This is a genomic window from Altererythrobacter sp. H2, assembly GCF_035319885.1.
Taxonomy (GTDB): domain Bacteria; phylum Pseudomonadota; class Alphaproteobacteria; order Sphingomonadales; family Sphingomonadaceae; genus 34-65-8.
The window spans coordinates 34,835-58,362 of sequence record NZ_CP141285.1; the positions used below are offsets into that span (position 1 = coordinate 34,835).

Annotated in this window: 24 protein-coding genes; 20 read left to right on the plus strand and 4 right to left on the minus strand. The window is 66.4% G+C overall.

All coding sequences use genetic code 11. The annotated features are described in order from the left end of the window. The first annotated feature begins 1 nt into the window (after position 1). The 6 genes from U4960_RS00195 to U4960_RS00220 all read left to right on the plus strand — a co-directional run bounded on the left by U4960_RS00195 (position 2) and on the right by U4960_RS00220 (position 5,472). Positions 2-895: a replication initiator protein A gene (locus U4960_RS00195; protein ID WP_230280017.1), complete on the plus strand. Its 894-nt coding sequence runs from the start codon at positions 2-4 to the stop codon at positions 893-895. A gap of 271 nt (positions 896-1,166) precedes the next feature. Further along, positions 1,167-1,688 (plus strand): DUF2840 domain-containing protein, encoded by a 522-nt coding sequence (locus U4960_RS00200; RefSeq protein WP_230280016.1) that lies wholly within the window; start codon positions 1,167-1,169, stop codon positions 1,686-1,688. Beyond that, entirely contained in the window at positions 1,685-2,263 is a 579-nt protein-coding gene (locus tag U4960_RS00205; protein WP_324261631.1) for a S26 family signal peptidase, read from the plus strand. The genes U4960_RS00200 and U4960_RS00205 overlap by 4 nt, the downstream gene beginning before the upstream one ends. Continuing rightward, a complete protein-coding gene (locus tag U4960_RS00210) occupies positions 2,244-2,576 on the plus strand; it encodes a DUF736 domain-containing protein (RefSeq protein WP_230280014.1) in 333 nt (110 codons plus the stop codon). Before U4960_RS00205 ends, U4960_RS00210 begins: the two co-directional genes overlap by 20 nt. 189 nt (positions 2,577-2,765) lie before the next feature. Continuing rightward, entirely contained in the window at positions 2,766-3,482 is a 717-nt protein-coding gene (locus U4960_RS00215; RefSeq protein WP_230280013.1) for a lytic transglycosylase domain-containing protein, read from the plus strand. Between the two features lie 259 nt (positions 3,483-3,741). Continuing rightward, positions 3,742-5,472 (plus strand): relaxase/mobilization nuclease domain-containing protein, encoded by a 1,731-nt coding sequence (locus tag U4960_RS00220; RefSeq protein ID WP_324261632.1) that lies wholly within the window; start codon positions 3,742-3,744, stop codon positions 5,470-5,472. 64 nt (positions 5,473-5,536) lie between these two features. Here U4960_RS00220 and U4960_RS00225 read toward each other — a convergent pair whose 3' ends face one another. Beyond that, the gene (locus tag U4960_RS00225) at positions 5,537-6,193 is read right to left on the minus strand and encodes a hypothetical protein (RefSeq protein ID WP_230280010.1); all 657 of its coding nucleotides are present in this window, start codon (positions 6,191-6,193) and stop codon (positions 5,537-5,539) included. 145 nt (positions 6,194-6,338) lie between these two features. Between U4960_RS00225 and U4960_RS00230 the strand changes: the two genes are divergently transcribed. From U4960_RS00230 to U4960_RS00295, 14 genes are all read left to right on the plus strand, one after another. Next, positions 6,339-9,029 carry a TrlF family AAA-like ATPase gene (locus tag U4960_RS00230; protein ID WP_324261633.1) on the plus strand — a complete coding sequence of 897 codons (2,691 nt, stop codon included), beginning with the start codon at positions 6,339-6,341 and terminating at the stop codon, positions 9,027-9,029. 140 nt (positions 9,030-9,169) lie between these two features. Next, entirely contained in the window at positions 9,170-11,200 is a 2,031-nt protein-coding gene (locus U4960_RS00235) for a conjugal transfer protein TraG (RefSeq protein WP_324261634.1), read from the plus strand. Next, on the plus strand, positions 11,197-11,616 hold the full coding sequence (locus tag U4960_RS00240) for a CopG family ribbon-helix-helix protein (RefSeq protein WP_230280007.1): 420 nt from the start codon (positions 11,197-11,199) through the stop codon (positions 11,614-11,616). The genes U4960_RS00235 and U4960_RS00240 overlap by 4 nt, the downstream gene beginning before the upstream one ends. 140 nt (positions 11,617-11,756) lie before the next feature. Then, entirely contained in the window at positions 11,757-12,743 is a 987-nt protein-coding gene (gene trbB, locus U4960_RS00245; RefSeq protein ID WP_324261635.1) for a P-type conjugative transfer ATPase TrbB, read from the plus strand. Beyond that, entirely contained in the window at positions 12,740-13,075 is a 336-nt protein-coding gene (locus U4960_RS00250; RefSeq protein WP_416379080.1) for a TrbC/VirB2 family protein, read from the plus strand. The genes trbB and U4960_RS00250 overlap by 4 nt, the downstream gene beginning before the upstream one ends. After that, positions 13,072-13,353, plus strand: coding sequence for a VirB3 family type IV secretion system protein (locus tag U4960_RS00255; RefSeq protein ID WP_324261636.1), 282 nt, complete (start codon positions 13,072-13,074; stop codon positions 13,351-13,353). The genes U4960_RS00250 and U4960_RS00255 overlap by 4 nt, the downstream gene beginning before the upstream one ends. Then, entirely contained in the window at positions 13,350-15,827 is a 2,478-nt protein-coding gene (gene trbE / locus U4960_RS00260) for a conjugal transfer protein TrbE (protein ID WP_324261637.1), read from the plus strand. The genes U4960_RS00255 and trbE overlap by 4 nt, the downstream gene beginning before the upstream one ends. After that, positions 15,824-16,540 carry a P-type conjugative transfer protein TrbJ gene (gene trbJ / locus U4960_RS00265; RefSeq protein ID WP_037487127.1) on the plus strand — a complete coding sequence of 239 codons (717 nt, stop codon included), beginning with the start codon at positions 15,824-15,826 and terminating at the stop codon, positions 16,538-16,540. Before trbE ends, trbJ begins: the two co-directional genes overlap by 4 nt. Positions 16,541-16,548: 8 nt before the next feature. Then, positions 16,549-16,809 (plus strand): putative entry exclusion protein TrbK-alt, encoded by a 261-nt coding sequence (trbK-alt, locus tag U4960_RS00270; protein ID WP_037487126.1) that lies wholly within the window; start codon positions 16,549-16,551, stop codon positions 16,807-16,809. Continuing rightward, positions 16,806-18,191 carry a P-type conjugative transfer protein TrbL gene (trbL, locus tag U4960_RS00275; RefSeq protein ID WP_324261638.1) on the plus strand — a complete coding sequence of 462 codons (1,386 nt, stop codon included), beginning with the start codon at positions 16,806-16,808 and terminating at the stop codon, positions 18,189-18,191. The genes trbK-alt and trbL overlap by 4 nt, the downstream gene beginning before the upstream one ends. A gap of 6 nt (positions 18,192-18,197) precedes the next feature. Then, positions 18,198-18,881, plus strand: a complete 684-nt coding sequence (trbF, locus tag U4960_RS00280) for a conjugal transfer protein TrbF (RefSeq protein ID WP_037487123.1) — start codon at positions 18,198-18,200, stop codon at positions 18,879-18,881. Beyond that, a complete protein-coding gene (trbG, locus tag U4960_RS00285; RefSeq protein ID WP_324261639.1) occupies positions 18,878-19,894 on the plus strand; it encodes a P-type conjugative transfer protein TrbG in 1,017 nt (338 codons plus the stop codon). The genes trbF and trbG overlap by 4 nt, the downstream gene beginning before the upstream one ends. Continuing rightward, positions 19,891-21,123 carry a TrbI/VirB10 family protein gene (locus U4960_RS00290; RefSeq protein ID WP_037487120.1) on the plus strand — a complete coding sequence of 411 codons (1,233 nt, stop codon included), beginning with the start codon at positions 19,891-19,893 and terminating at the stop codon, positions 21,121-21,123. Before trbG ends, U4960_RS00290 begins: the two co-directional genes overlap by 4 nt. Next, the gene (locus U4960_RS00295; protein WP_037487118.1) at positions 21,120-21,341 is read left to right on the plus strand and encodes a DUF2274 domain-containing protein; all 222 of its coding nucleotides are present in this window, start codon (positions 21,120-21,122) and stop codon (positions 21,339-21,341) included. The genes U4960_RS00290 and U4960_RS00295 overlap by 4 nt, the downstream gene beginning before the upstream one ends. A gap of 17 nt (positions 21,342-21,358) precedes the next feature. Here the strand turns inward: U4960_RS00295 and U4960_RS00300 are convergent, their stop codons facing one another. Genes U4960_RS00300 through U4960_RS00310 form a run of 3 tightly spaced genes read right to left on the minus strand, consistent with a single transcriptional unit; the run spans position 21,359 to position 23,513 of the window. Continuing rightward, entirely contained in the window at positions 21,359-21,667 is a 309-nt protein-coding gene (locus tag U4960_RS00300; protein WP_324261640.1) for a hypothetical protein, read from the minus strand. Beyond that, a complete protein-coding gene (locus tag U4960_RS00305) occupies positions 21,664-22,611 on the minus strand; it encodes a LysR family transcriptional regulator (RefSeq protein WP_037487112.1) in 948 nt (315 codons plus the stop codon). The genes U4960_RS00300 and U4960_RS00305 overlap by 4 nt, the downstream gene beginning before the upstream one ends. Positions 22,612-22,664: 53 nt before the next feature. Then, a complete protein-coding gene (locus U4960_RS00310; protein WP_037487111.1) occupies positions 22,665-23,513 on the minus strand; it encodes a universal stress protein in 849 nt (282 codons plus the stop codon). Between the last annotated feature and the right edge of the window lie 15 nt (positions 23,514-23,528).

Consider the following 23,528-nt stretch of genomic DNA (forward strand, 5'->3'; position numbering starts at 1 on the left):
GATGCCCACCGCACGCTCCCTTTCAGGCCGGTCGAGCGCCGAGCGCACGCAGCTTGAGCTGTTCCGCTCGGTCCCCGGCGACCTTGCGGCCCGCGACGCGCAGGACTTGATGGCCTGGCCGTTCTTCTCGCTCGGCAAGGCCCGCCGCACCGCGCCCATCGACTTCCGCATGGGCGCGACATGGATTTCGGTCGAGGCCGTCCCCGAGCATGGCATGGCGAATATTTGGGACGCCGACGTGCTGATCTGGGCGGCGAGCCAGCTCATCGAGGCGCGTGACGCCGGACGGCCGACCTCGCGCCTGATGGTGACGACGCCGCACGAGATACTGGCGTTCACCCGGCGCGGCACCGGCAAGGCGAGCTACGAGCGGCTGAAGGCCGCGCTCGACCGCCTGCAATCCACCACCGTCGCCACTTCGATCCGGCAGCGGCACCAGCGCCGCCGCCACCGGTTCTCATGGATCAACGAATGGCGGGAACTGGCGGACGGCAACGGCCGTTCGCTCGGCATCGAGCTGATCCTGCCCGATTGGTTCTATGCCGGCGTGCTCGACCGCGCGCTCGTGCTGACCATTGACCGCGCCTATTTCGACCTGACCGGCGGCCTCGAACGCTGGCTCTACCGCATCGTGCGCAAGCATGGCGGCCGCCAGCAGGGCGGCTGGAGCTTTGACGTTCCGCATCTCTATCTCAAATCCGGCGTGCTCTCGCCGCTGCGCCGGTTCGCGTTCGAGCTGCGCGCCATCGTCGCGCGCCAACCGCTCCCCGGTTACGTCCTCACGCTCGAACATGCGCTCGGCCGCGACCGGCTGAACTTCACCCCCATCCCCGTCGATCCGTTCGACGCCGCCATGCGCCGCGTCGGCCTCAAGCCTGTGGAGAACTGGCCATGAGGTTCGGACTATCGGGAACGGACGGATTCGGACGATCGGGAACGCGAGACTCGGACTTTCGGGAACGCGCGATGCTCGCAAACCCGCAGAAATCCTCGCGGAATCGGTCCCCTTCTAACGGTGCTAATAGAAAAGAATCCTTCGGATTCTTGCTAACGGCGCACGCGGCTGTGAACAGCACGGCCATGTTAGCAGGCTCGGCGCACGGTCGGCGGACAAGCCGCCGGCCTCGGCTCGCGCCCATAGCGATCCCCATCCCCGGAGACCTCCCATGATCGACGACCGGCCCCCCGCCGTGCGCGGCGGCGGCGCGTTCAGCGCGCTCGCCCGCGACGGTCTCACCCATGTCGAACTGACCTGGATCGAGAAGAAGCTGGAACATTGGATACGCTTCGGCCGGATCGCCCATGACCGCATCCTGACGCGCCGAACCCGCGTCGTCGGCTTCCGTCCGGGCGCCGTCTTCGCGTTCGTGCGCTGGGCGGCCAACGACTTCGGCACGATCGTCTCGCGCATCGACGTGGTGCGCGCGGTCGCGGCCAACGAGCCCTATGCGACGCTGCCGTTCGTGCGGCCAGGCGGCGACATCCTGCTCAAGATCGAGGGCTGGCCCAAGGTCCAGCAGGTGCTCGCCGCAATCGACGCGGTTGAGGCGGCCGGCGTCGATCCCTGCGACGCGGCGGCCGACCATTGGCGGCACGTCCACAATCGCATCGCAGCCGGCCATCAGCCGCGCCTCTACACGATCGCACGCCATTGCGCCTGGCTCAAGCGCCGGGAGATCGAAGGATGAAGCGCCTCCGCACTGTCATGGCGACGGCCATCGCCGCGTCCGCCTTCGCCGCGGCCTTCGTCGCCGTCGCCGTCGCCGATCCGCTCCCGCGCGTCATCTGGAACGCCAGCGCCAGCGCGCCGATCGGGCTCTACCGCATCCATCCCGACCGCGACCCGCCCACCGGCGCGCTGGTCGCCATGGCGCCGCCCGAGCAACTTTCCCGCTGGCTGGCGGCGCGCGGCTATCTGCCCGAGGGCGTGCCGCTCCTGAAGCATGTCGCGGCGAAGGCCGGGCAGCGCGTGTGCAGGAACGGCGATGCCGTGAGCGTCGATGCCCGGCGCGTCGCCATCGCCCGCGCGCGTGACGGCCAGGGCCGTCCGCTGCCGGTCTGGCAGGGATGCCGCACCCTGCGGCCGGACGAGCTGCTGCTGCTCAATCCCGCTCATCCCGACAGTCTGGACGGCCGCTATTTCGGCCCGCTGCCGGCCTCCGCCGTCATCGGACGCGCCACGCCGCTCTGGCTGCGCGCGCCGTCCCCAACACCTTCCACCCCCGAAGCCAAGGAGATCGGCCATGCAAGTGAATATCTTTGAATCCACCACCAACGGCTATGCCGGCCGCGCCCGCTATTTCGGCATCAACGAACAAATCGTGCTGGTCACGCTCGATCCGAGCGACGCCGAAAACGCGCCCGATTACCGCGTCCACCTCGACGACGAGGACGGCCCCGAAGTCGGGGGCGCGTGGAAACGGGTCGGCGAGCGCGCCGGTGACTACATTGCGCTGGAGATCGACAGCCCGCTTTTCCCGGCGGCGTTCCGGCCGGTGCTGTTCCGCGCCGATGATGATGGGCGGACGTTCCGGCTGTCGTGGAAACGCCCCCGGCCGCGCGACGATCGGAGCTGATCGGTGCCGTCCCCGATCATCCCTCTGCTCGCGGAAAGGCCGTCTCATCCCTCCGTCCCGCTCGGTCGCAGGCCGGCCGGCGCGCGCAGCGAAGGTCAAGGGCGGCCCCCGGCCGGCGCATCGCGCGCACCCTTTACCGGAGCGAGCACGCTGGCAGGCTGGCGGCGGAGCGGGGGCGGGTCGGCCGCCATGCTCGCGGTCCTGCTGCTGCTTGCGCCGGGCGCTGCGCCCGTTGCCGCGCTGGCGCAGGACACGCCGCCGGAGCGATTGACCGCACGCCATTCCTATGCGGACCATGTAGCGGACGCGGCCCGGCGCTTCGGCATCCCCGAACGCTGGATATGGGCCGTAATGCGCGTCGAGAGCAACGGCGATGTCCGCGCCGTCTCGGAGGCCGGGGCGATGGGCCTCATGCAGATCATGCCCGGCACCTGGGCGGGCCTGCGCACGCGCCATCGCCTCGGCTCCGATCCGTTCGATCCGCGCGACAACATCTTGGCGGGCGCGGCCTATCTGCGCGAGATGCACGACCGCTACGGCAACGTGACGGCGATGCTGGCGGCCTACAATGCCGGGCCGGGCCGCTACGACGAACATCTGTCGCGCGGCCGTCCGCTGCCCACCGAGACGCGCGCCTATCTCGCAAAGCTGGCGTCGATCAGGGGCGGTTCGGACGACAGCCAGCTTGCCGCCGCACCGCCGTCCGATCCCTTCGCATGGCGTCGCGCGGCGCTGTTCGCGGTGCGGCCGGGGGCGCTTTCGACCGCGCAACCGTCCGCCGATCGCACGGCGTCCGACGCGCAGCCGGAGCGGCCGACCGACGACCGCTCCGGGCTTTTCATGGCCGATGCTGCTCCACCTTCCAACGGCCTGTTCGTCCCGCTTTCCGGCCGCTCCCCGCCATGAGCGGCTCCCGCGCGCTCTGGCGGGTTTCGGCGCACGCTTTCGCAGCGCCGGAAGGGAGCAGGGCTGACTTTCTGAAGGGGGAAGCTGGAGGGCAAGATAAAGGGCGGCAATGTGCGGAGCCCCTGCGCCTCGGTTGTGGCCTTGATTCTCAAGGCTTTTGGTCATTGCTGCGCAATGTGCGCGGAAACCGCGCAATGTGCGGCGAGAGCCGAAAACCAGCAGACAGCAGGGTTTGCCGCACATTGCGGCGTTCCGCGTCATGAGCCGTGACGATGATTTCCGTGTCCGGCCAGGGCGTATCCGCTCGCGGGGAAGCCAGCGCGCGCTCCCGATCATTGCCCAGGCGCTTGCCGCCGCCCAGCGTGCGGGCGGTCATGTTTCGCGCCGTGGCCGCATCGTCGCGCCGGGGCGCTCGACCTTCGGGCGGGGCCGCGTGGCGAGCGTGCGCGCCACCCACCGGCTCGGCCACCGATCGCGCCAGGTCGTCGTCAAGGCGCGCGTGGTCCGGCATGGCGGCCGCGCCTCGCTCGCCGCCCATCTCAACTATCTGCAACGCGATGGCGTCACCCGCGACGGCGAGCGGGGCGTGCTGTTCGGCGCCGAGGCGGACGGCCTCGACCGCAACGAGTTTGCGGCGCGCTGTGAGGACGACCGCCATCATTTTCGCTTCATCGTCTCGCCCGAGGACGCCGAGCAGATGCGCGACCTCAAGGGCTTCACCCGCGAACTGATGACGCGAATGGAAAAGGATCTCGGCACCCGCCTGGACTGGCGCGCGGTCGAGCACTGGAACACCGACAACCCCCATGTCCACATCATCGTGCGGGGCGTCGCCGAGGACGGGCAGAACCTCGTTATTTCGCGCGACTATATCCGCGAAGGGATGCGGGCGACTGCGCGCGAGATAGTCACCCAGGAACTCGGCCTGCGCACCGACCTTGAAATCCGGCAGTCGCTGGAGCGGCAGGTCGAGGCCGAACGCTGGACCGAGATCGACCGCGACCTTTCCCGCGCCATGCAGCGCGACGGGCTGATCGACATGGCGCCTGAGCCCGGCGTGCGGCCGGATGGCGACCATGTGCTGAGGATGGGGCGGCTGCGCAAGCTGGAGCGCCTCGGCCTCGCCAGCGAGATCGCGCCCGGCAAGTGGACGCTGGCTGGCGGCGCCCAGGCGGCGCTGCGGGAGCTGGGCGAGCGCGGCGACATCATCAAGCGGATGCACAAGGCGATGAGCGACCGCGGCATCGACCGGGGCGCCGGCAGCTATGTCCTCGACGCCGATCCGGCCCAGCCCGTTATCGGCAGGCTGGTCGATCGCGGCTTGCATGACGAGCTGACCGGCAAAGCCTATGCGATCGTGGACGGCATCGACGGGCGCACCCACCACATCCGCTTTTCCGACATCGAGGCGACCGGCGATTGCAAGCCGGGCGCGATCGTCGAGCTGCGCCATTTCGAGGACCGCAAGGGCCGGCAGCGGGTGGCGCTCGCCGTCCGGTCGGACGCGGACTTGTCCGCGCAGGTCCACGCGCCGGGCGCCACCTGGCTCGACCGCCGCAACCTGTCGAGCGACGGCCGCGACCTCGGCGGCGGCTTCGGGACCGAGGTGCGCGCCGCGATGGAGGCCCGCGCCGAGCATCTGGCCGATGAAGGGCTGGCGCGGCGGCAGGGCCAGCGCATCATCTTCGCACGCAACCTGCTCGACACGCTGCGGCGGCGCGAACTCGACGTGGCCACCAAGGACTTGTCGGCCGAAATTGGCCTGCCGCACGCGCCGTCCAAGGCCGGGGAATATGTCGCGGGCACGGCGCGACAGCGCGTCACGCTCGCCTCGGGCCGCTTCGCCATGATCGACAACGGGTTGAGCTTCCAGCTCGTGCCCTGGTCCCCGTCGCTCGACCGCCAGATCGGCAAACATATCTCGGGCGTCATGCGGACCAATGGCGGCGTCGATTGGTCATTTGGGAGAGGACGAGGGCTGGGGCTTTAGTTGAAGGGATTGAGTAGCTAGCGGGCTGGCTAGCTCGGCAACTGGATTTTGCGAAAGCCGTCGATCAAATAGCGCGCTCACCGACGATCGCATTGTAGGGTTCGACCCTAGCGGTCCCTGCCTCCCTGTCGAGAAACAGAAAATGACATTGAATGTCGTCGGTGTTCCGCTCGACATGGACGTGAAATCGGGATTGTTGGTCAGCGAGAACGATCAGGTGGTCCATTAGCAGATTCCAGAATCTTTCTTTGAGGCGTGCTACTGCCAGCAGGTCAATGTCTTGGGCGTCCGTCAGGTATCGCTTCGCCGATCCACGATGCAAATGCGCCCCGGACAAGTTCCAGATTTCTTCGATATCCGCGCGCGTGATCGTATTGCCGTGCCCGTCGCCGTCGAAATGCCACCGGCCTTCGCCGACACGTTGCATGATAGAGGGCGTCGGAAAGAATGCGGGATACAGTGCTTCCAGCGCCCTGAAGATAGCGCCCGGCTCATACCTGTCACGAAACGCTTTGTGCGTTTCGAAGTCGCCCTGCGCGGCCAGGCACGCGATCGCCAGACACTCGGCGGCGAGACGGAGCTGCAACTGGCAAAACTCGTGTATAAGCAACGGTGCCATGTTGCCGGTCAACAGGTCGTCCACGCATCGAAGCCGCGCACGAATTTCGTCCACGGCTTTGAAGTAAAGAGCTGCCTTCTCCGGATTAGTTTGAGGATACATGCGACAAGAATGCCTGTGAGTCCGGGAGGGCGCAAGCACCGTCGCCTTACGGGGGCGCCGGGTGTCGACCGCACCAACATGAAATAAAACACCGCGTTCTCATGTCGCTGGATTGTGATAGCCTCACCGAAGGGGGAGGCTCTCGATGGTCGATAGTGATGATTTTGCGGATGTAATCGCGCTGACGAACGGTGCGCGTTTTGTGCGCGGCGACCTTCACATTCACAGTTATGGTGGATCACACGACGTAACAGACATAACTGCCACTCCAACAAACATCGTGCAGACAGCGATTGCTCACGGCCTGTCGGTAATCGCAATCGCTGATCACAACGCCATCAACAATGTCGCACCAGCCATTACGGCTGCGGCGCTTGATAACCTGCTCGTCGTTCCTGCGGTCGAACTCAGCACGATGCAGGGTCATCTGCTTTGCTATCTGCCGTCCCTGCAATCACTTAGTGCATTTTATTCGCAATTGACTGTCCGCGACTTGGGCCTGCCCACGTCGCGCGTCGACAACCCGATGGTGGACTGCCTCACGAAGATGCACGTCTTGGGCGGTTTCGGCGTGCTCGCGCATGTGGACGGACCGAAGGGATTGGAAGTCGAAGTGCCAGGGGCTCCGCCATACAAGGCCGACATCATCAACCACCCTGCCTTGCTCGGCATCGAACTGAAGAATGCGGGGTCGTCCATATCCTACAGCGTCAATGACCCCGACAACGTGCGCAAAGGCTTGGGCAAAACGAGAAGCGAGCTTCACGATGGCACGTTGCCAACGCTCGCGCGTGTCCTGAACTCCGATTCTCACACCTTGCAGGCGCTTGGCCGCAATGCCGCAGGCGACAACAAGGTGACGCGATACAAAATGCAATCGCTCACCTTCGAATCCCTGCGTCACGCGATGACCGAAGGGGATTCGCGGGTGCGGCTTGAAGACGAGTTGCCCAAGAGCGTGCCGACCGTCACCGGCATCCGGTTCAAGGGCGGATTTTTGAAGGATCAAGCGATTCATTTCAGCTCTAACCTGACGTGTATCATCGGCGGCCGTGGCACAGGGAAGTCGACGATGTTCGAAGGCGTCCGGGCGTTTTCAAAGACGCCCAGTGGCGCTTCGGTCGTCAACTCGGACGTTTGGCCGGAACGTATTGATATACAATTTGTCGATGGAGCCGGAGCTGCTCACCGACTTTGCTGGAGCAAGGGTGACGATTGCGGAACCAATATCAACGATCCGTTTGATGGCCCGGATACCATCCCGGTGGAGTGCTACGGCCAGGGCGAAACGCAGAAAATTAGCGAGCAGGCTCAGGCAGACCCGGGCGCTTTACTGCGTTACCTTGACCGCTTCACCAACGTGCTCAGCGAGACGGTAGAAGAAGAGCGCATCCGCGCAGAGATCGCCGAGTTGGAAATCGCTATCGACGAAGCACGCGGGAAGGTTGCCCTCATTCCCCAATATGAGCGTGAATTGAGCATCACTAAGCAGCAGATCAAGAAGTTTACGGATGGAAACGCAAAGGGTCTGATCGAAACCTATCAGCAGATAGAATCCGAGCGTCAATCTAGGCGTAGCGTAATGGAACATGCGCGCGCCATCGCCAAAAATTTGAACTACGAAGCGGTAAAGACGTCGCTCGGTCTGCTCAAGGCAGCGGCCGACGAGAGCAAGCTGGTTCTCGGGAAGGACGAATTCGCCGCGATCAAAACGAAGGCCGATGACTTCGAGAGCAACCTGTCAGTGTCGGAAGGCGATCTCAAAGCGGGATCGCAGGCACTCAGCCAAGTTGTCACCACCAAGGTCGAGGAGTGGTCGAAGAAAGAGACGACCCTGCTCGCGACTGTGGATTCCCAAAAGAGCGCCTTGGAAGCCCAAGGCATCACCGTGAACACCACCTACATTGCGCAGCTCACACGAGATGAAGCTACACACCAAACATCGGTGACAAACCTGAAAACGTGGGAACCCCGTCTGTCGGAGAAGATCAAAGAGCGCGATGAGGTTGCCGTAAAGCGCTGGTCAGCGCGTGCTGCAACTTATCAAAAACGACGGGCATTTGCGGCATCGGCCACGGTGAAACTTCGCAGCGCGCTGTCAGATCTGAATGTCTCTCTGAAGTTCGAGGAGAACGCCCATTCGCCGCAGGCACGAGACCTGCTGATCGAGATCATGGGGTGGCGGACCAATCAGGTGCCCCGCGCTTCGGTGATCGAACGCCACCTCACCGTCCCGAAACTCCTCGCCGCCATCAGGGCGAAAGACCCTTTGGCAATTGCATCGCTCGTTAGTGACGAGGGCGCGTCGTATTTCAACACACAGGAGGCGAACACTCTCATCGAGCGTTTCAGCGAACCCAAAACGCTTGCGCGCTTGGAAACGATGCAGGTGTTTGACCGGCCCTATCTCACTGTCACGCGCGAGGTCACAGATGGGAGCGGTCAGAAGCACTATCGCACGCGTGAGTTCGCCCAACTCTCTCTCGGGCAACAGCAATCCGTCCTGTTAGCCTTAATGCTATCTTCGGAAAATCCGAACCCGCTTTTGATCGACCAGCCGGAAGACAATCTCGATGGACAGTTCATTTACTCACAGCTCGTCCCTGTCATCCGATTGGCGAAGGAGCGACGCCAGATCATCATCGTAACGCACAATCCGAACATTGCCGTTCTAGGCGACGCCGAGCAGATCGTCGTGCTCGGCGCGAACAGTGAGCAAGCGGTCATTACGTCACGCGGCTCGATAGACCATGAGCAGACGCGGGATATCACCTGCAGCATCCTCGAAGGAGCAAAGGCAGCCTTCACGCGGCGAGGCAAGATATACGGGATTTGATCAGCCTTTGCCCTTCGGTAGCAGATGCTAGACAGCCAGTCATGGGCGTAACTACGCTATTCCCTGTATTTCTACGCTAGACTTTCCCCTATAATAACAGCGGCTTGATTTGATGTCCGGCACGCATCGACTTCGATGCCATGTCGGCAACCAAAATCCTCTGGGGTCAGGTATTCACGGTCTTCCTGATCGTGCTCAGCACCATATGGGCCGCGACGCAATGGACGGCCGCGGCGCTCGCCTATCAGCCCGAGCTTGGGGCGCCGTGGTTCATGCTCGGCGACTGGCCGGTCTATCCGCCGCCGGCCTTCTTCTGGTGGTGGTTTTCTTTCGACGCCTATGCGCCGGAGATATTCCAGACCGGCGCGTTCATCGCCGTGTCGGGCGGGTTCGCCGCGATCGTCGTCGCCATCGGCATGTCGGTCTGGCGCGCGCGCGAGCTGAAGAACGCTGAGACTTATGGCTCGGCGCGCTGGGCAGGGCGCAACGAAGTGCGCGCCGCCGGGCTGCTGGGCGACAGCGGCGTCATGCTCGGTCGGCTCGGGCGCGACTATCTGCGCCACGATGGTCCCCAGCATGTGCTGTGCTTCGCGCCGACGCGATCGGGCAAGGGCGTGGGGCTGGTGGTGCCGACGCTGCTCACTTGGCCCGGCTCGGCCATTGTCCATGACATCAAGGGCGAGAACTGGCAGCTCACCGCCGGCTTCCGCGCCCAGCACGCGCGGGTGCTGCTGTTCGATCCGACCAATGGCGCGTCGGCCGCCTACAACCCCCTTCTTGAAATCCGCAAGGGCGCCTGGGAAGTGCGCGACGTGCAGAACGTCGCCGACGTGCTGGTGGACCCGGAAGGTTCGCTGGAGAAGCGCAACCATTGGGAAAAGACCTCACATGCCTTGCTGGTCGGCACGATCCTCCATGTGCTCTACGCCGAGGCCGACAAGACGCTGGCCGGCGTCGCCGCCTTCCTGTCCGATCCCCGCCGCCCGATCGAAAGCACGCTATGGGCGATGATGACGACGCCGCACCTGGGCGAGGCGGGCGTCCATCCCGTCGTCGCCTCGGCCGCGCGCGAGCTGCTCAACAAATCGGCCAACGAACGATCGGGCGTGCTCTCGACCGCCATGTCGTTCCTCGGTCTCTATCGCGATCCCGTCGTCGCGCAGGTCACGCGCACCTGCGAGTGGCGCATCAAGGATCTGGTCGAGGGCGAGCTGCCGGTGACGCTCTACCTCGTCGTGCCGCCCAGCGACATCTCGCGCACCAAGCCGCTCATCCGCCTCATCCTCAACCAGATCGGGCGCCGGCTGACCGAGGACTTGAAGGCGCGGCGGTCGCGCCACCGGCTGCTGTTGATGCTCGACGAGTTTCCCGCGCTCGGCCGGCTCGACTTCTTCGAGAGCGCGCTGGCGTTCATGGCCGGATACGGCATCCAGAGCTTCCTCATCGCCCAAAGCCTCAATCAGATCGAGAAAGCTTATGGGCCGAACAACGCGATCCTCGACAATTGCCATGTGCGCGTGTCGTTCGCCACCAACGACGAGCGCACCGCCAAGCGCATATCGGACGCGCTCGGCACCGCGACCGAGATGCGGGCGATGAAGAATTACGCCGGGCATCGCCTCTCACCCTGGCTCGGCCATCTGATGGTGTCGCGCTCCGAGACCGCCCGCCAGCTTCTCACCCCCGGAGAGATCATGCAGCTCCCGCCCGACGATGAGATCGTCATGGTCGCCGGCATCCCGCCGATCCGGGCGAAGAAGGTCCGCTACTTCAAGGACCGGCGGTTCACGCAGCGGGTGATGTCGCCGCCCGATAGCAATGTCGGAGGCGGCCCGCCGCGCCCCGACGACTGGAGCGGCCTGGCGCCGATCGAGGCGCCGCCGATGCCCGAACCGATCGAGCATGGAGCGCCGAAGAAGCCCAAGAAGAAAAAGGCCGCCAGGAAGGCGGATGCCGAGGACGATGCCGACAATGCGGACCTGCGCCGCGAGCCGGCGCTGGAGCACCATATCGACATTGCGCCGACGCCCCGGCCAGCGCCCGCCAACGAGTTCGAGCTGGACGAGCCCGATCCCGATAGCGACGCGACGCGGCAGGCGGCGGTGCGCCGCCAGATGCAGCGCGTGGCCCGCCAGGCGTCGCTCGATCCCGACGACGGCATCGAGCTATGACCACGAAATCCCCCCTGTCGGTCTATCTCGATCCCGACCTCAAGGACGCGCTTGAAGCCTATGCCGATCGGCGCGGGCAATCGCGTTCGCTGATCGCCGAGGCCGCTATCGCATCCTTCCTGTCGCCCGATGCCGACGAGCAGCGCGAGGCCGCCATCGCCAAGCGGCTCGACAAGCTGGACCGGCGCTTGACCCGGCTGGAGCGCGACACGGGGATCGGCGTCGAGATGGTCGCGATGTTTGTCCGCTTCTGGCTGTCGAACACCCCGCCGCCACCCGAGAGCGAGCGCGCCGCGATGCGTCGGCAGGGCGGCGACCGCTACGATGCCTTCATGGATGCGCTCGGCCGCCGACTCGCGAAGGGGCCGAAGGTCAGACAGGAAATCAGTGAGGACTTGCCGCCTCAAGAAGAATGAGCGGCCTACGCTGCTCCCTGTCGTTCTTCGCCAGCCTACGACGCCCGCGTTTACTTGTTGAAGCCCGGTCTTTTCTGTCTCTCTTGATGTGCCCCTGACGCCGGGCGGCGGTTCGCCCGGCCCTCACCAGGGGCTTTTTCTTGACCGTCCACCCGATCCGTTCCGAGGCGAAGACACGTGGCGCGCGGATGCTGCGCACGGCGTTGGGGCCGTCGATCGCGGCCTGGCTCGACGATGCCGCCGTTATCGAAGTGATGCTGAACCCGGACGGCCGGCTGTGGGTGGACCGGCTCGGCGAAGGCATCAGCGACACCGGCATCACGCTGGCCGCCGCGGACGGCGAGCGCATCGTCCGCCTGGTCGCGCACCATGTCGGCGTCGAAGTCCATGCCCGGTCCCCGCGCGTCTCGGCCGAGCTGCCCGAAGGCGGCGAGCGGTTCGAGGGGCTGCTGCCGCCCGTCGTCGCGGCCCCGGCCTTCGCCATCCGCAAGCCCGCCGTCGCGGTCTTCACGCTCGACGACTATGCGGCCGCCAGGATCATGTCGGCGGCGGAGGCGGAAACGCTCCGCCAGGGCGTCGCCGCGCGCGCCAACATCCTCGTCGCGGGCGGGACCGGCAGCGGCAAGACCACGCTGGTCAATGCGCTCTTGGCCGAAGTCGCCAAGACCGCCGACCGCATCGTCCTGATCGAAGACACGCGCGAGTTGCAATGCGCCGCGCCGAACCTCGTCGCCATGCGGACCAAGGATGGCGTCGTCACGCTGTCCGATCTCGTGCGGTCCTCGCTGCGTCTGCGCCCCGACCGCATCCCCATCGGTGAGGTGCGCGGGAGCGAGGCGCTGGACCTCCTGAAAGCCTGGGGAACGGGGCACCCCGGCGGCGTGGGCACGATCCACGCCGGGACCGCGCTCGGGGCGCTGCGCCGCATGGAGCAGCTCATTCAGGAGGCCGTCGTCACGGTCCCGCGCGCGCTGCTGGCCGAGACCATCGACCTGATCGCCGTGCTGGTCCGCGACGGGCACGGCCGCCGCCTCGCCGAGCTGGCCCGCGTCGAGGGGCTCGACGCCGCGACCGGCGACTACCGGCTCACCCCGCTTGCCAACCCCCAGCCCGGAGACCTGCCATGATCCATGCCTTGTCGCATGGCGCACGCCGCGCCATGCTCGCCGCCACCGCCAGCGTGATCGCGCTCACCATCTCTGTTCCGGCCCATGCAGGCGGCTCGTCGATGCCGTGGGAAGCGCCACTCCAGTCGATCCTCGAAAGCATCGAGGGGCCGGTGGCGAAAATCATCGCGGTGATAATCATCATTATCACCGGCCTCACGCTGGCGTTCGGCGACACGTCGGGCGGGGCGCGGCGCATGGTGCAGATCGTGTTCGGCCTGTCGATCGCGTTCGCGGCCAGCTCCTTCTTCCTGTCGTTCTTCTCGTTTGGCGGCGGGCTCGTCGTCGCATGACGGGCGCGGCCGATCCCGTCGAGCCGATCGCCGGCTTCTATGCCCCGGTGCATCGGGCGCTGACCGAGCCGATACTGCTCGGCGGCGCCCCGCGCTCGCTCGCGATCGTCAACGGCACGCTCGCCGGCGCGATCGGCCTGGGCCTGCGGCTCTGGATCGCCGGCCTCGTGATTTGGGCGCTCGGTCATGCGCTGTCGGTATGGGCCGCTCGGCGCGATCCGCAATTCGTGGACGTGGCCCGGCGCCACCTTCGCTACCCGGCGTGGATGCGGCCATGATGAGCTTGCGCGAATATCGCAGCAAGGCCGCGCACCTGGCCGACTTCCTGCCCTGGGCGGCGCTGGTCGGCGAAGGCGTCGTTCTCAACAAGGACGGCAGCTTTCAGCGCACGGCCCGTTTTCGGGGGCCGGACCTTGATTCCGCCACGCCGGCCGAACTGGTCGCCACCACCGCGCGGCTCAACAACGCGCTGCGCCGGCTCGGCTCGGGCTGGGCGATCTTCGTCGAGGCGCAGCGCACGCCCGCGCTCGACTATCCCGAGTCCGGCTTTCCCGATCCCGTCTCGGCGCTGGTCGATATGGAGCGGCGCGAGCAATTCCGCGAGGAAGGCGCGCATTTCGAGAGCGGCTACTATCTGACGCTGCTGTGGATGCCGCCCGCCGAGGAAGCCGCGCGGGCCGAAACCTGGCTCTATGAGGGCCGGTCCACCAATGGCGTCGATCCGTGGGAATTGCTCAGGGGCTTCACCGATCGCAGCGACCGCGTTCTCAATCTGGTCGAAGGCTTCGTGCCCGAGGTCCGCTGGCTCGACGACGGCGAGACGCTGACCTACCTGCACAGCACGATCTCGACCCGGCGCCAGCGCGTGCGCGTCCCCGAGACGCCGATGCATCTGGACGCGCTGCTCGCCGACGAGCCGCTCACTGGCGGACTCGAACCGCGCCTGGGCGACCATCATCTCCGCACGCTGACGATCACGGGATTCCCCAGCGTCACATTCCCCGGCCTGCTGGACGAACTGAACCGGCTCGCCTTCGAGTATCGCTGGGCGGCGCGCGCGATCATGCTCGACAAGACCGACGCGACCAAGCTGCTCTCCCGCATCCGCCGCCAATGGTTCGCCAAGCGCAAGAGCGTCGCCGCGATCCTCAAGGAAGTGATGACGAACGAGGCGTCCACGTTGCTCGACAGCGACGCCTCCAACAAGGCCGCTGACGCCGACGCCGCATTGCAGGAACTGGGCGCCGACTATGCCGGCATGGCCTATGTCACGGCGACGGTGACGGTGTGGGACCGCGACCCCGCCATAGCGGCCGAGAAGCTGCGGCTGGTCGAGAAGGTCATTCAGGGCCGCGACTTCACCGTGATCCCCGAGGGCATGAACGCCATTGAAGCATGGCTCGGCTCACTTCCCGGCCACACCTACGCCAATGTCCGGCAACCGCCGATCTCCACCATCAATCTCGCCCACCTGATCCCCCTGTCAGCGGTATGGGCGGGGCCGGAACGGGACGAGCATTTCGGTGCTCCCCCCTTGCTCTACGGCAAGACCGAAGGCTCGACCCCGTTCCGGTTTTCCCTTCACCCGGACGGCAGCGATGTCGGCCACACGCTGATCGTCGGCCCGACCGGGGCCGGCAAGTCCGTCCTGCTCGCGCTGATGGCGATGCAGTTCCGCCGCTACGAGAACGGCCAGGTCTTCGCCTTCGACTTCGGCGGTTCGATCCGCGCTGCCGCGCTGGCGATGGGCGGGGACTGGCAGGATCTCGGCGGCGGGCTGTCCGATGATGCCGATACCGGCGTCCAGCTACAGCCGCTCGCCCGCATCGACGATCCCGCCGAACGCGCCTGGGCGGCCGAATGGCTGGCGGCGATCTTCGCGTCGGAAGGCGTCGCGGTCGATCCCCAGGCCAAGGAGCATATCTGGTCGGCGCTTAATTCGCTGGCCAGCGCACCGCCGGCCGAACGCACGCTGACAGGGCTCGCGGTCCTGTTGCAGAGCCAGCAGCTCAAGCAGGCGCTCGCGCCCTATTGCATCGGCGGGCCGTGGGGCCGGCTGCTCGACGCCGAGGCCGAGCGGCTGGGCGAGGCCGACGTGCAGGCGTTCGAGACCGAGGGGCTTGTGGGCGCCGGCTCGGCCGCCGCGGTGCTCTCCTATCTGTTCCACCGGATCGAGGGACGGCTGGACGGTTCGCCGACGCTCATCATCATCGACGAGGGCTGGCTTGTCCTCGACAGCCCGGACTTCGCCGCGCAGCTCCGCGAGTGGCTGAAGACCTTGCGCAAGCGCAACGCCAGCGTCGTCTTCGCGACGCAGAGCCTCGCCGACATCGAAACGTCGAGCATCGCGCCGGCCATCATCGAGTCCTGCCCGACGCGCATCTTCCTGCCGAACGAACGCGCGGCCGAGCCGCAGATCGCGGCCATCTACGAGCGATTCGGGCTCAACGCCCGGCAGATCGAAATCCTCAGCCGGGCGACCCCGAAACGGGATTATTACTGTCAAAGCAGGCGCGGCAATCGCCTGTTCGAGCTGGGGCTGGGCGAGGTCGCGCTGGCCTTCACCGCCGCCTCGGCCAAGTCCGACCAGCTCCGCATCACCGAGATCATAGAAGCCCACGGGCAAGCCGGTTTCGCCGCCGAATGGCTGCGGCACCGCGGCTGCGCCTGGGCCGTCGAGCTGCTGCCGGAACCGGCCTCCGACCGCCAGCACCAGCTTCCCCTCACGCCAGACATGGAGATCGAATTATGAGACTGCCCCCCATTCGCCGCGCCATCGTGGCCGGCGTCCTCGCCAGCGCGGCCGTCGTGCCGATCGCCCTGCCGATGCCGGCCTACGCGCAATTCGGCGGGATCGTCTATGACCCCACCAATTACGCCCAAAATGTGCTGACGGCCGCCCGGTCGCTGCAACAGATCAACAACCAGATTCAGCAAATTCAGAACCAGGCGACGAGCCTCATCAACGAGGCGCGCAACCTCACCTCGCTGCCGTTCTCGTCGCTCCAGCAGCTCCAGCAGCAGGTTCAGCGCACGCAGCAGCTTCTCTCCGAGGCGCAGCGCATCGCCTATGACGTGCAGGACATCCAGCAGGCGTTTGGCGCCCGCTACAAGGGCGCGGCCCTGACCGGCGATCACGCGCAGATGGTCGCCAACGCCAATGCCCGCTGGGAGGATAGTGTCGGCGCCTTTCAGGATGCCTTGCAGGTGCAGGCCGGCGTCGTCGGCAACATCGAGGGCGCGCGCACGACGATGGACAGCCTGGTCTCGGCCAGCCAGTCCGCGACCGGCGCGCTTCAGGCGGCACAGGCCGGCAACCAGCTCCTCGCCCTCCAATCGCAGCAGCTCGCCGACCTCACCGCCGCCGTCGCGGCGCAGGGCCGGGCGCAGGCGCTCGAATCCGCCCGGCAGGCCGCCGAGGAGGCCGAAGGGCGCGAGCGGTTCCGCCGCTTCATGGGCAACTGAGACGGCCCATGTCGCGGACGGGGAAGATCGCAGGGATTGCCGCGCTCGCGGGCATGATGCTGGCAATCGGCATCCTCGGCCTGCGGGAGCGGCCGGCCCCGCCGCGCGAGATCATTCCGATCGCCGGCAGCGAAGGCGACGAGCATCTGGCGAGCGAGCTGGAACGCTGCGCCACGCTTACCATGCCCGACAGCGGTTGCGAAGCGGCCTGGGCCGCGAACCGCCGCCGCTTCTTCCGGCAGGGTGACGCTCAGGACAAGACGCCATGAACGACACCGGCGTCATCAATACCTTCCTCGACACTTTCACCGGCTACATCGACAGCGGGTTCGGGCTGCTCGGCGGCGAGGTCGCGTTCCTCTCGACCACCCTGATCGCCATCGACGTGACGCTTGCCGGCCTGTTCTGGGCCTGGGGCGCGGACGAGGACGTGCTGCAACGCCTCGTCAAGAAGACGCTCTATATCGGCACCTTCGCCTTCATCATCGGCAATTTCCCGCTGCTCGCGACCATCGTGTTCGAGAGCTTCGCCGGCCTCGGTCTCCAGGCCAGCGGCGGGACGCTGACCATCGACGACTTCATGAAGCCCGGCACGATCGCGGCCACCGGACTCCAGGCGGCCAAGCCGCTGATGGATGCGGCGGGGCAATTCTCCAGCCTTTGGGCGTTCTTCGCCAACGCCGCGCTGATCCTCGTGCTGCTGATCGCCTGGCTGATCGTCGTCCTCGCCTTCTTCATTATCGCCGTGCAAGTCTTCATCACGCTGATCGAGTTCAAGCTGGTGACGCTCGCCGGCTTCGTCCTGCTTCCCTTCGCCTTCTTCAACAAGACCGCCTTCATGGCCGAGAAGGTGCTGGGTCATGTCGTCTCCAGCGGCATCAAGGTTCTGGTGCTCGCCGTCATCACCGGCATCGGCACGACGCTGTTCAGCCAGTTCACCGCCGCCGGGCTGGGCGTGGAACCCGACATCAACCAGGTCATGGCCATCGCGCTTGCCGCGCTGTCGCTGCTGGGTCTTTCGATCTTTGGTCCCGGCATCGCCAGCGGCATCGTCTCGGGTGGTCCCCAGCTCGGCGCGGGTGCGGCGGCGGGGACCGCCCTGGCGGCAGGCGGTGCGCTGATCGGCGGCGCTGCGGCGGCGCGGCTTGGCATCGGCGCGGCCGGTTCCGCTGTCGGTGCGGCCGGCAGGATGACCGGCGCTGCTGCCCGTGGCGGCGCGCAGATGGCAGGCGGCGCGACCAGCGCCTACAGCCTCGGTTCGTTCGGCAAGAGCGGCGGGGGCGCTGTCGCGGGCGGCATGGCCGCTGTCGGCCAGGCGGCGGCGGGAAGCGCGGCGAACGCTGTCCTTTCGCCCCTGCGCAAAGCGGCCGCCAAGGGCGGCGAGGCGATTAAGTCCAACTTCCGTTCGGGCGCCCGCGCTGGATTTACCGCCACCGGCGGCACGATCACCGGCGGGGCTGCGCCCGCTGCCCCGGCCGCCGCACCCGCTGGCGCTTCCGCGTCGGCCGGCGCGTCCGCCCAACCCACATGGGCCGCCGCGATGAAACGCCGCCAGTCCATGACCCACGGCGCAACCGTCGTCGCCCATACGGTGAAGGCGGGCGACAGCCACGGCGGCGGCGGCGGTCCCGACATCAAAGAGAAGGACTGACCCTCCATGTTCCGACGCCCCACCATCCGCTACGGCCAGACCCCCGAACCCACGACACCCTATCAGCGTGCCGCCCAGGCGTGGGACGACCGCATCGGCGCCGCGCGCGTGCAGGCGAAGAACTGGCGCCTCGCCTTCTTCGGCGCGCTGGCGCTGTCCGGCGGTCTTGCCGCCGGCCTCGTCTGGCAATCGGCTCGCGGCCATATCGTGCCCTGGGTGGTGCAGGTCGATCGGCTCGGCGAGGCGCAGGCGGTCGCGCCGGCCGAAAGCGGCTACCGCGCGACCGATCCGCAGATCGCGTTCCATCTCGCCCGCTTCATCGAGCAGGTCAGGGCGATCCCAGCCGATCCCGTCATCGTCCGCCAGAACTGGCTCAGAGCCTATGATTTCACGACCGATCGGGGCGCGATGGCGCTCAACGACTATGCCCGCGCCAACGACCCCTTCGCCAATGTCGGCCGCGTGCAGGTCGCGGTGGAGGTGTCGAGCGTCATTCGCGCCTCGCCGGACAGCTTCCGCGTCGCCTGGACCGAGCGGCGCTATCAGGACGGGAGCCTCACCGCCATCGAACGCTGGTCGGCCATTCTCACCATCGTCGTGCAACCGCCGCGCACACCCGACGCGCTGCGCAAGAATCCGCTCGGCGTCTTCGTCAACGCCCTCAACTGGTCAAAGGAGCTGTCGCAATGACGCCCACGCCTTTCCGCCGCTCCGCTTCGGCGGCCTTGCTCGTCTCCGCCGCCGCGCTTGCCGGCTGCGCCACTACTTCGGCGAAGCCGCCCGCAATCGCTTACGACGATCCGCCGCGCGAGATCGCAGCGACGCCGGCCGCACAGCCGCCGCGTGCCGTCGAGGTGGTGACGATCCCCGAGCCGCTGCCGCTCCCCGGCCAATTGAAGCCGGTGACGGCCAGCGCGCCGACTTCCGAGCCTGCCGATCCGCGCCGCCGCGTCGGGGCGGCCAATGCCGCTGCCCGCGTGCAGCCCACCCGCGACGGCTATGTGAACGCCATCCAGCAATATCCCTGGACGCAGGGCGCGCTCTATCAGGTCTATACCGCGCCCGGCCAGGTGACGGACATCGCCTTGCAGGAAGGCGAGCAGCTCGTGGGGCCGGGGCCGGTCGCGGCGGGCGATACGGTCAGGTGGATCATCGGCGATACGGTGAGCGGCAGCGGCGCGACGGCGCGCGTGCATATTCTCGTGAAGCCCACGCGGCCCGACATCGCCACCAACCTCATCATCAACACCGATCGGCGCACCTATCATGTGGAGCTGCGCGCGACGGCTTCGACCTACATGGCCTCGGTATCGTGGACCTATCCGCATGACGCGCTGATCGCCTTGCAGGGACGCAATGCGGCGGCTGCATCGGCCGCGCCAGTGGCGACCGGCGTGGACGTGTCCGCGCTCAATTTCCGCTACCGGATCGACGGCGATAGTGTGCCGTGGAAGCCTGTGCGCGCCTTCGACGATTCCGCCCAGGTGTTCATCGAGTTTCCGGCCGGGATCTCGCAGGGCGAGATGCCGCCGCTGTTCGTGACCGGCGCGGCCGGCGATGCCGAGCTGGTCAATTACCGCGTGCAGGGCCGCTACATGGTGGTGGACCGGCTGTTCGCCGCCGCCGAGCTGCGCCTGGGCGACCGGCGCAGCGAGCAGCGCGTCCGCATCGTGCGGGACGATGGGCGCAGGGGGCGGCCGTGAGCGATCCCGCCGACAATTCCCTGCCCGAAGCGCCCGCACCGCAGACGCCGCGCCCCGATCCTCAAGCCTTCCAGCTTCGCGGCGAGCCACCCCGTGTCATGCGGCTCTCGCGCAAAGCGCTGGCCGTCATGGGCGTCGCCGCCGGCCTCGGCATCGGCGGCTCGCTGATCTACGCGCTCAAGCCGCCCGGCGAGAAGGAGGCTAAGGAACTTTACAGCACCGATGGCCGCGCCACGTCCGAGACGATCAATTCGGGGCCGAAGGACTACGGCCAAGTCCCGAAACTTGGGGCGCCGCTTCCCGGCGACCTCGGCGGGCCGATCGTCTCCGCCCAGCAGCGCGGGGAGAACGTCCCGGTCCCGCCGGTCGGCGCCCAGCCCGATCCGCGCGCCCAGGCCGAGGAAGCCGCCCGCCAGCGCGCCGAGCAGGAACGTGAATCCGCCCGCATGAGCGGCGTGTTCCTCGGCGGTAGCAGCGCCGGGGCCGCTGCAATGCCGTCTCTGCCGAATCTCGCGATGGCAGCGCCGGACGCTGCCGCTCCGCAGCCCCCAGGACAACCAGATGGCTCGGCCGCGCAGGGCGACCAGGCCGCCAAGCGGGCCTTCATGGCGCAGGCGTCCAATGCGCGCACGGTGAGCGTCGAGCGGCTCATGGCGCCGGCCTCGCCCAACATCGTGCAGGCCGGCAGCATCGTGCCCGCCGCACTCATCACCGGCATCCGCTCCGACCTTCCCGGCCAGATCACCGCCCAGGTGACGGCCAACGTCTATGACAGCCCCACGGGCCGCATCCTGCTCATTCCGCAGGGCGCGCGGCTGATCGGCGAATATGACAGCGAGATCGCTGCCGGACAGACGCGCGTGCTGCTGGCCTGGGATCGGCTGATCCTGCCGGACGGCCGCTCGATCGTTCTCGAGCGCCAGCCCGGCGCCGATGCGGCCGGATACGCCGGCTTGCAGGACCGCGTGAACCAGCATTGGGGCAATCTGCTCAAAGCCGCCGCCGTCTCGACCTTGCTCGGCGTCGGGGCCGAGCTTGGCGCGGACAGCGAGGACGACCTGACCCGCGCGCTGCGCCGCGGCTCACAAGACACCATCAACCAGACCGGCCAGCAGATCGTGCGTCGGCAGCTCAATGTGCAGCCGACGCTCACCATTCGGCCGGGCCATCCTTTGCGCGTGGTTATCACGCGCGACCTTGTATTGGAGCCGATCGGAGGCGCGCGATGAGCAAATTGAAGCTGGGGCCGTTGGCCGACGATCGGCCGGTCAAGCTCTCGGTGGAGCTGCCCGCCGCCGTGCATCGCGACTTGCAAGCCTATGCCGCCGCCCTCGCGGCCGAGACCGGGGGAGCGCCGGTCCCGCCCGACAAGCTGGTCGCGCCAATGCTCACCCGCTTCATGGAAACCGACCGGGCCTTTCGCCGGCACCGCACGCAGGGGAATTGAAGGCTGGTTCGCTCGCCTCAATTCCCCATGAACTTCTTGAAACGCTCCCGGCCTTCCGCTTCGATCACGGCTTGCTCCGCGTTGGCGCACTCAGCGCTCCGCACTGTCCCTTCCGCGCATTGAGCCACGACCTGCCGCGCTTCATCGAGATGCGCCGCGAAATATTGCGTCCCGCGCGGCTCGGCCGGCGCCGGGGCGGCGGCAGGCGAGCCGGCGACGATCGCTGTCCGATCGACGGGGACGATGATCGGGCGCAGCACGAAACCTGCTCCGAACCCGATGATGAGCGTGACCAGCACGATAATGAGTGTCTTTCCTTGCGTCATGACGGCTCCTTTCCCGTTTGCTGAGACGATGGTTGCGGCACAGGCACAGACGGCATCGAATAGCGGGCGGTGACGAACTTAAGAAACCGGCGCAGCACCGCATTCTCATTGTCTTCGCGCCAATAGCCGGAAAAGCCGATCCGCGCGTGGCCGTTGGTCTCGTGAACCTCGCGGAAGACCACGCCGGGGACATGGATGCCGAGAGTAGATTCCTCGACAATCGAAATATGCATACCGAGCGCGATAATACTTAGGACAGTATCGCGCCCGATGTCCTCCATGTCGATCTCAGGCGAGTAGCCTGGCATCCCGAGCTTACTAAAGATCATGTTACAGCTTTCTGGACCGGGATCTCGCTGCGTCAGCAGAAAGCGTTCACCGATGAGGTCGGCCCAGTGAATCTTTTCACAGGCTGCAAGGCGATGGTCTTCCGGCATAGCCACCATCATCCGCTCGCTCCAGAATGATCGGTTAAGCAGCCCTGGACAAGGCGACTCGCCAACCATAATCGCGATATCGAGCACCCGGTTTTCGATCCCGGCCAGCAGCATTTTGCGGTCGCGCTCGAACCCGCACAGCTTCACCTCGGGATGACGTTCGCCAAACTCGCTCAGGGAGGCGCGCAGGTTCCCGGCCGCAAAGGAGGTATAGAAGCCCACCCCCAGCCTGCCGGCCTCTCCATTGCGCGTCGAACGCACCCAGGCGTTCAGTTCTTCCCACTCGTCCACGATCCGTTGCGCGGTGCGAAGATACGTCTCGCCGTCTCGCGTAAGTGTGGCGCCGCGCGTCCTTCGGTCGAATAGCGCTAAACCGAGCCGCTTCTCTACATTTAGAATATGCCGGCTGAGCGTTGCTTGTTTGATATTTAGTGCGCGTGCAGCCCGGCTGAAACTTCCAGCTTCGGCGGCCGCTACTAAGTAACGAAGATGTCGCAGTTCAATCAAATCGCGTCGCCTGACAATAGATTCTTACTGGCTGCATTTGCCCAACCTAGAGATCAAAGTGCGATCAACAGCGGAACGGTCGTGTCGGTCAGCAGCGGGCGCGTCACCCCGCCCAGCAGCATCTCGAACAGGAGCGGGTGGCTGTAGGCGCCGATGACGAGGAGGTCCGCGTCCTGGTCGGCCGTGAAGGACAGGATCGCCTCGGCGACGGACTGATCTCCCGCCTCTATCCGCTCGACCTCGACGGCCTCGACATCGTGGCGGGCAAGATAGTGGGCCATGTCGGTGCCGGGATAGGGGCCGTGCTTCTCGGGATGGCGGTCGGCATCGACCAGCAGCACTTTCACCCATTCGGATCGCGCGAGGAACGGCATGGCGTCGACGATGCCCCGGCGGGCCTGCCGACTGCCGTTCCAGGCGATCACGGTCCTGCTTCCGATACGCGCTCCCTCCCATTGCGCGGGCACGATCAGCACCGGCGTTCCGGCATTCAGCAACAGTTGATCGGGACGCAGGCTCGACACGCGCTCGGGCATGGGATGCGCGAGGATCAGAAGGTCGCAATGGAGTGCGTGCGCTGTCAGATCGAGATCGTCTCCCTGTCGCCAGATCAAACGGAACTCGACACTCAGATCGTAGCGATGGGAGAGTTCCGCCAGAAACGTCTCTGCCTTGAGCACCTTGCTGTCGTGCTCGGAACGCATGTGGGTGAGGACGTCACCGATCGCCTCCTTGCCGACGGCATAGCTGCCACTCAGCGAGACCTCCGGGTTGGCCGCACTGTAGATGGCAATCAGATGCGCGCCATGGCGCTTGGCGAGCCGCGCGGCATGGTCCGCCACATTGTTATCACGCTGCGTTTCATCGACGACGACAGCAATGACCTTGAAACTGCTGAACATGACATCCCTTCCTGG

Coding starts and splice junctions, on each gene's coding strand:
- U4960_RS00195 (WP_230280017.1), top strand. CDS start 2: ATGCCCACCGCACGCTCCCTTTCAGGCCGGTCGAGCGCCGAGCGCACG.
- U4960_RS00200 (WP_230280016.1), top strand. CDS start 1,167: ATGATCGACGACCGGCCCCCCGCCGTGCGCGGCGGCGGCGCGTTCAGC.
- U4960_RS00205 (WP_324261631.1), top strand. CDS start 1,685: ATGAAGCGCCTCCGCACTGTCATGGCGACGGCCATCGCCGCGTCCGCC.
- U4960_RS00210 (WP_230280014.1), top strand. CDS start 2,244: ATGCAAGTGAATATCTTTGAATCCACCACCAACGGCTATGCCGGCCGC.
- U4960_RS00215 (WP_230280013.1), top strand. CDS start 2,766: ATGCTCGCGGTCCTGCTGCTGCTTGCGCCGGGCGCTGCGCCCGTTGCC.
- U4960_RS00220 (WP_324261632.1), top strand. CDS start 3,742: ATGAGCCGTGACGATGATTTCCGTGTCCGGCCAGGGCGTATCCGCTCG.
- U4960_RS00225 (WP_230280010.1), bottom strand. CDS start 6,193: ATGTATCCTCAAACTAATCCGGAGAAGGCAGCTCTTTACTTCAAAGCC.
- U4960_RS00230 (WP_324261633.1), top strand. CDS start 6,339: ATGGTCGATAGTGATGATTTTGCGGATGTAATCGCGCTGACGAACGGT.
- U4960_RS00235 (WP_324261634.1), top strand. CDS start 9,170: ATGTCGGCAACCAAAATCCTCTGGGGTCAGGTATTCACGGTCTTCCTG.
- U4960_RS00240 (WP_230280007.1), top strand. CDS start 11,197: ATGACCACGAAATCCCCCCTGTCGGTCTATCTCGATCCCGACCTCAAG.
- U4960_RS00250 (WP_416379080.1), top strand. CDS start 12,740: ATGATCCATGCCTTGTCGCATGGCGCACGCCGCGCCATGCTCGCCGCC.
- U4960_RS00255 (WP_324261636.1), top strand. CDS start 13,072: ATGACGGGCGCGGCCGATCCCGTCGAGCCGATCGCCGGCTTCTATGCC.
- trbE (WP_324261637.1), top strand. CDS start 13,350: ATGATGAGCTTGCGCGAATATCGCAGCAAGGCCGCGCACCTGGCCGAC.
- trbJ (WP_037487127.1), top strand. CDS start 15,824: ATGAGACTGCCCCCCATTCGCCGCGCCATCGTGGCCGGCGTCCTCGCC.
- trbK-alt (WP_037487126.1), top strand. CDS start 16,549: ATGTCGCGGACGGGGAAGATCGCAGGGATTGCCGCGCTCGCGGGCATG.
- trbL (WP_324261638.1), top strand. CDS start 16,806: ATGAACGACACCGGCGTCATCAATACCTTCCTCGACACTTTCACCGGC.
- trbF (WP_037487123.1), top strand. CDS start 18,198: ATGTTCCGACGCCCCACCATCCGCTACGGCCAGACCCCCGAACCCACG.
- trbG (WP_324261639.1), top strand. CDS start 18,878: ATGACGCCCACGCCTTTCCGCCGCTCCGCTTCGGCGGCCTTGCTCGTC.
- U4960_RS00295 (WP_037487118.1), top strand. CDS start 21,120: ATGAGCAAATTGAAGCTGGGGCCGTTGGCCGACGATCGGCCGGTCAAG.
- U4960_RS00300 (WP_324261640.1), bottom strand. CDS start 21,667: ATGACGCAAGGAAAGACACTCATTATCGTGCTGGTCACGCTCATCATC.
- U4960_RS00310 (WP_037487111.1), bottom strand. CDS start 23,513: ATGTTCAGCAGTTTCAAGGTCATTGCTGTCGTCGTCGATGAAACGCAG.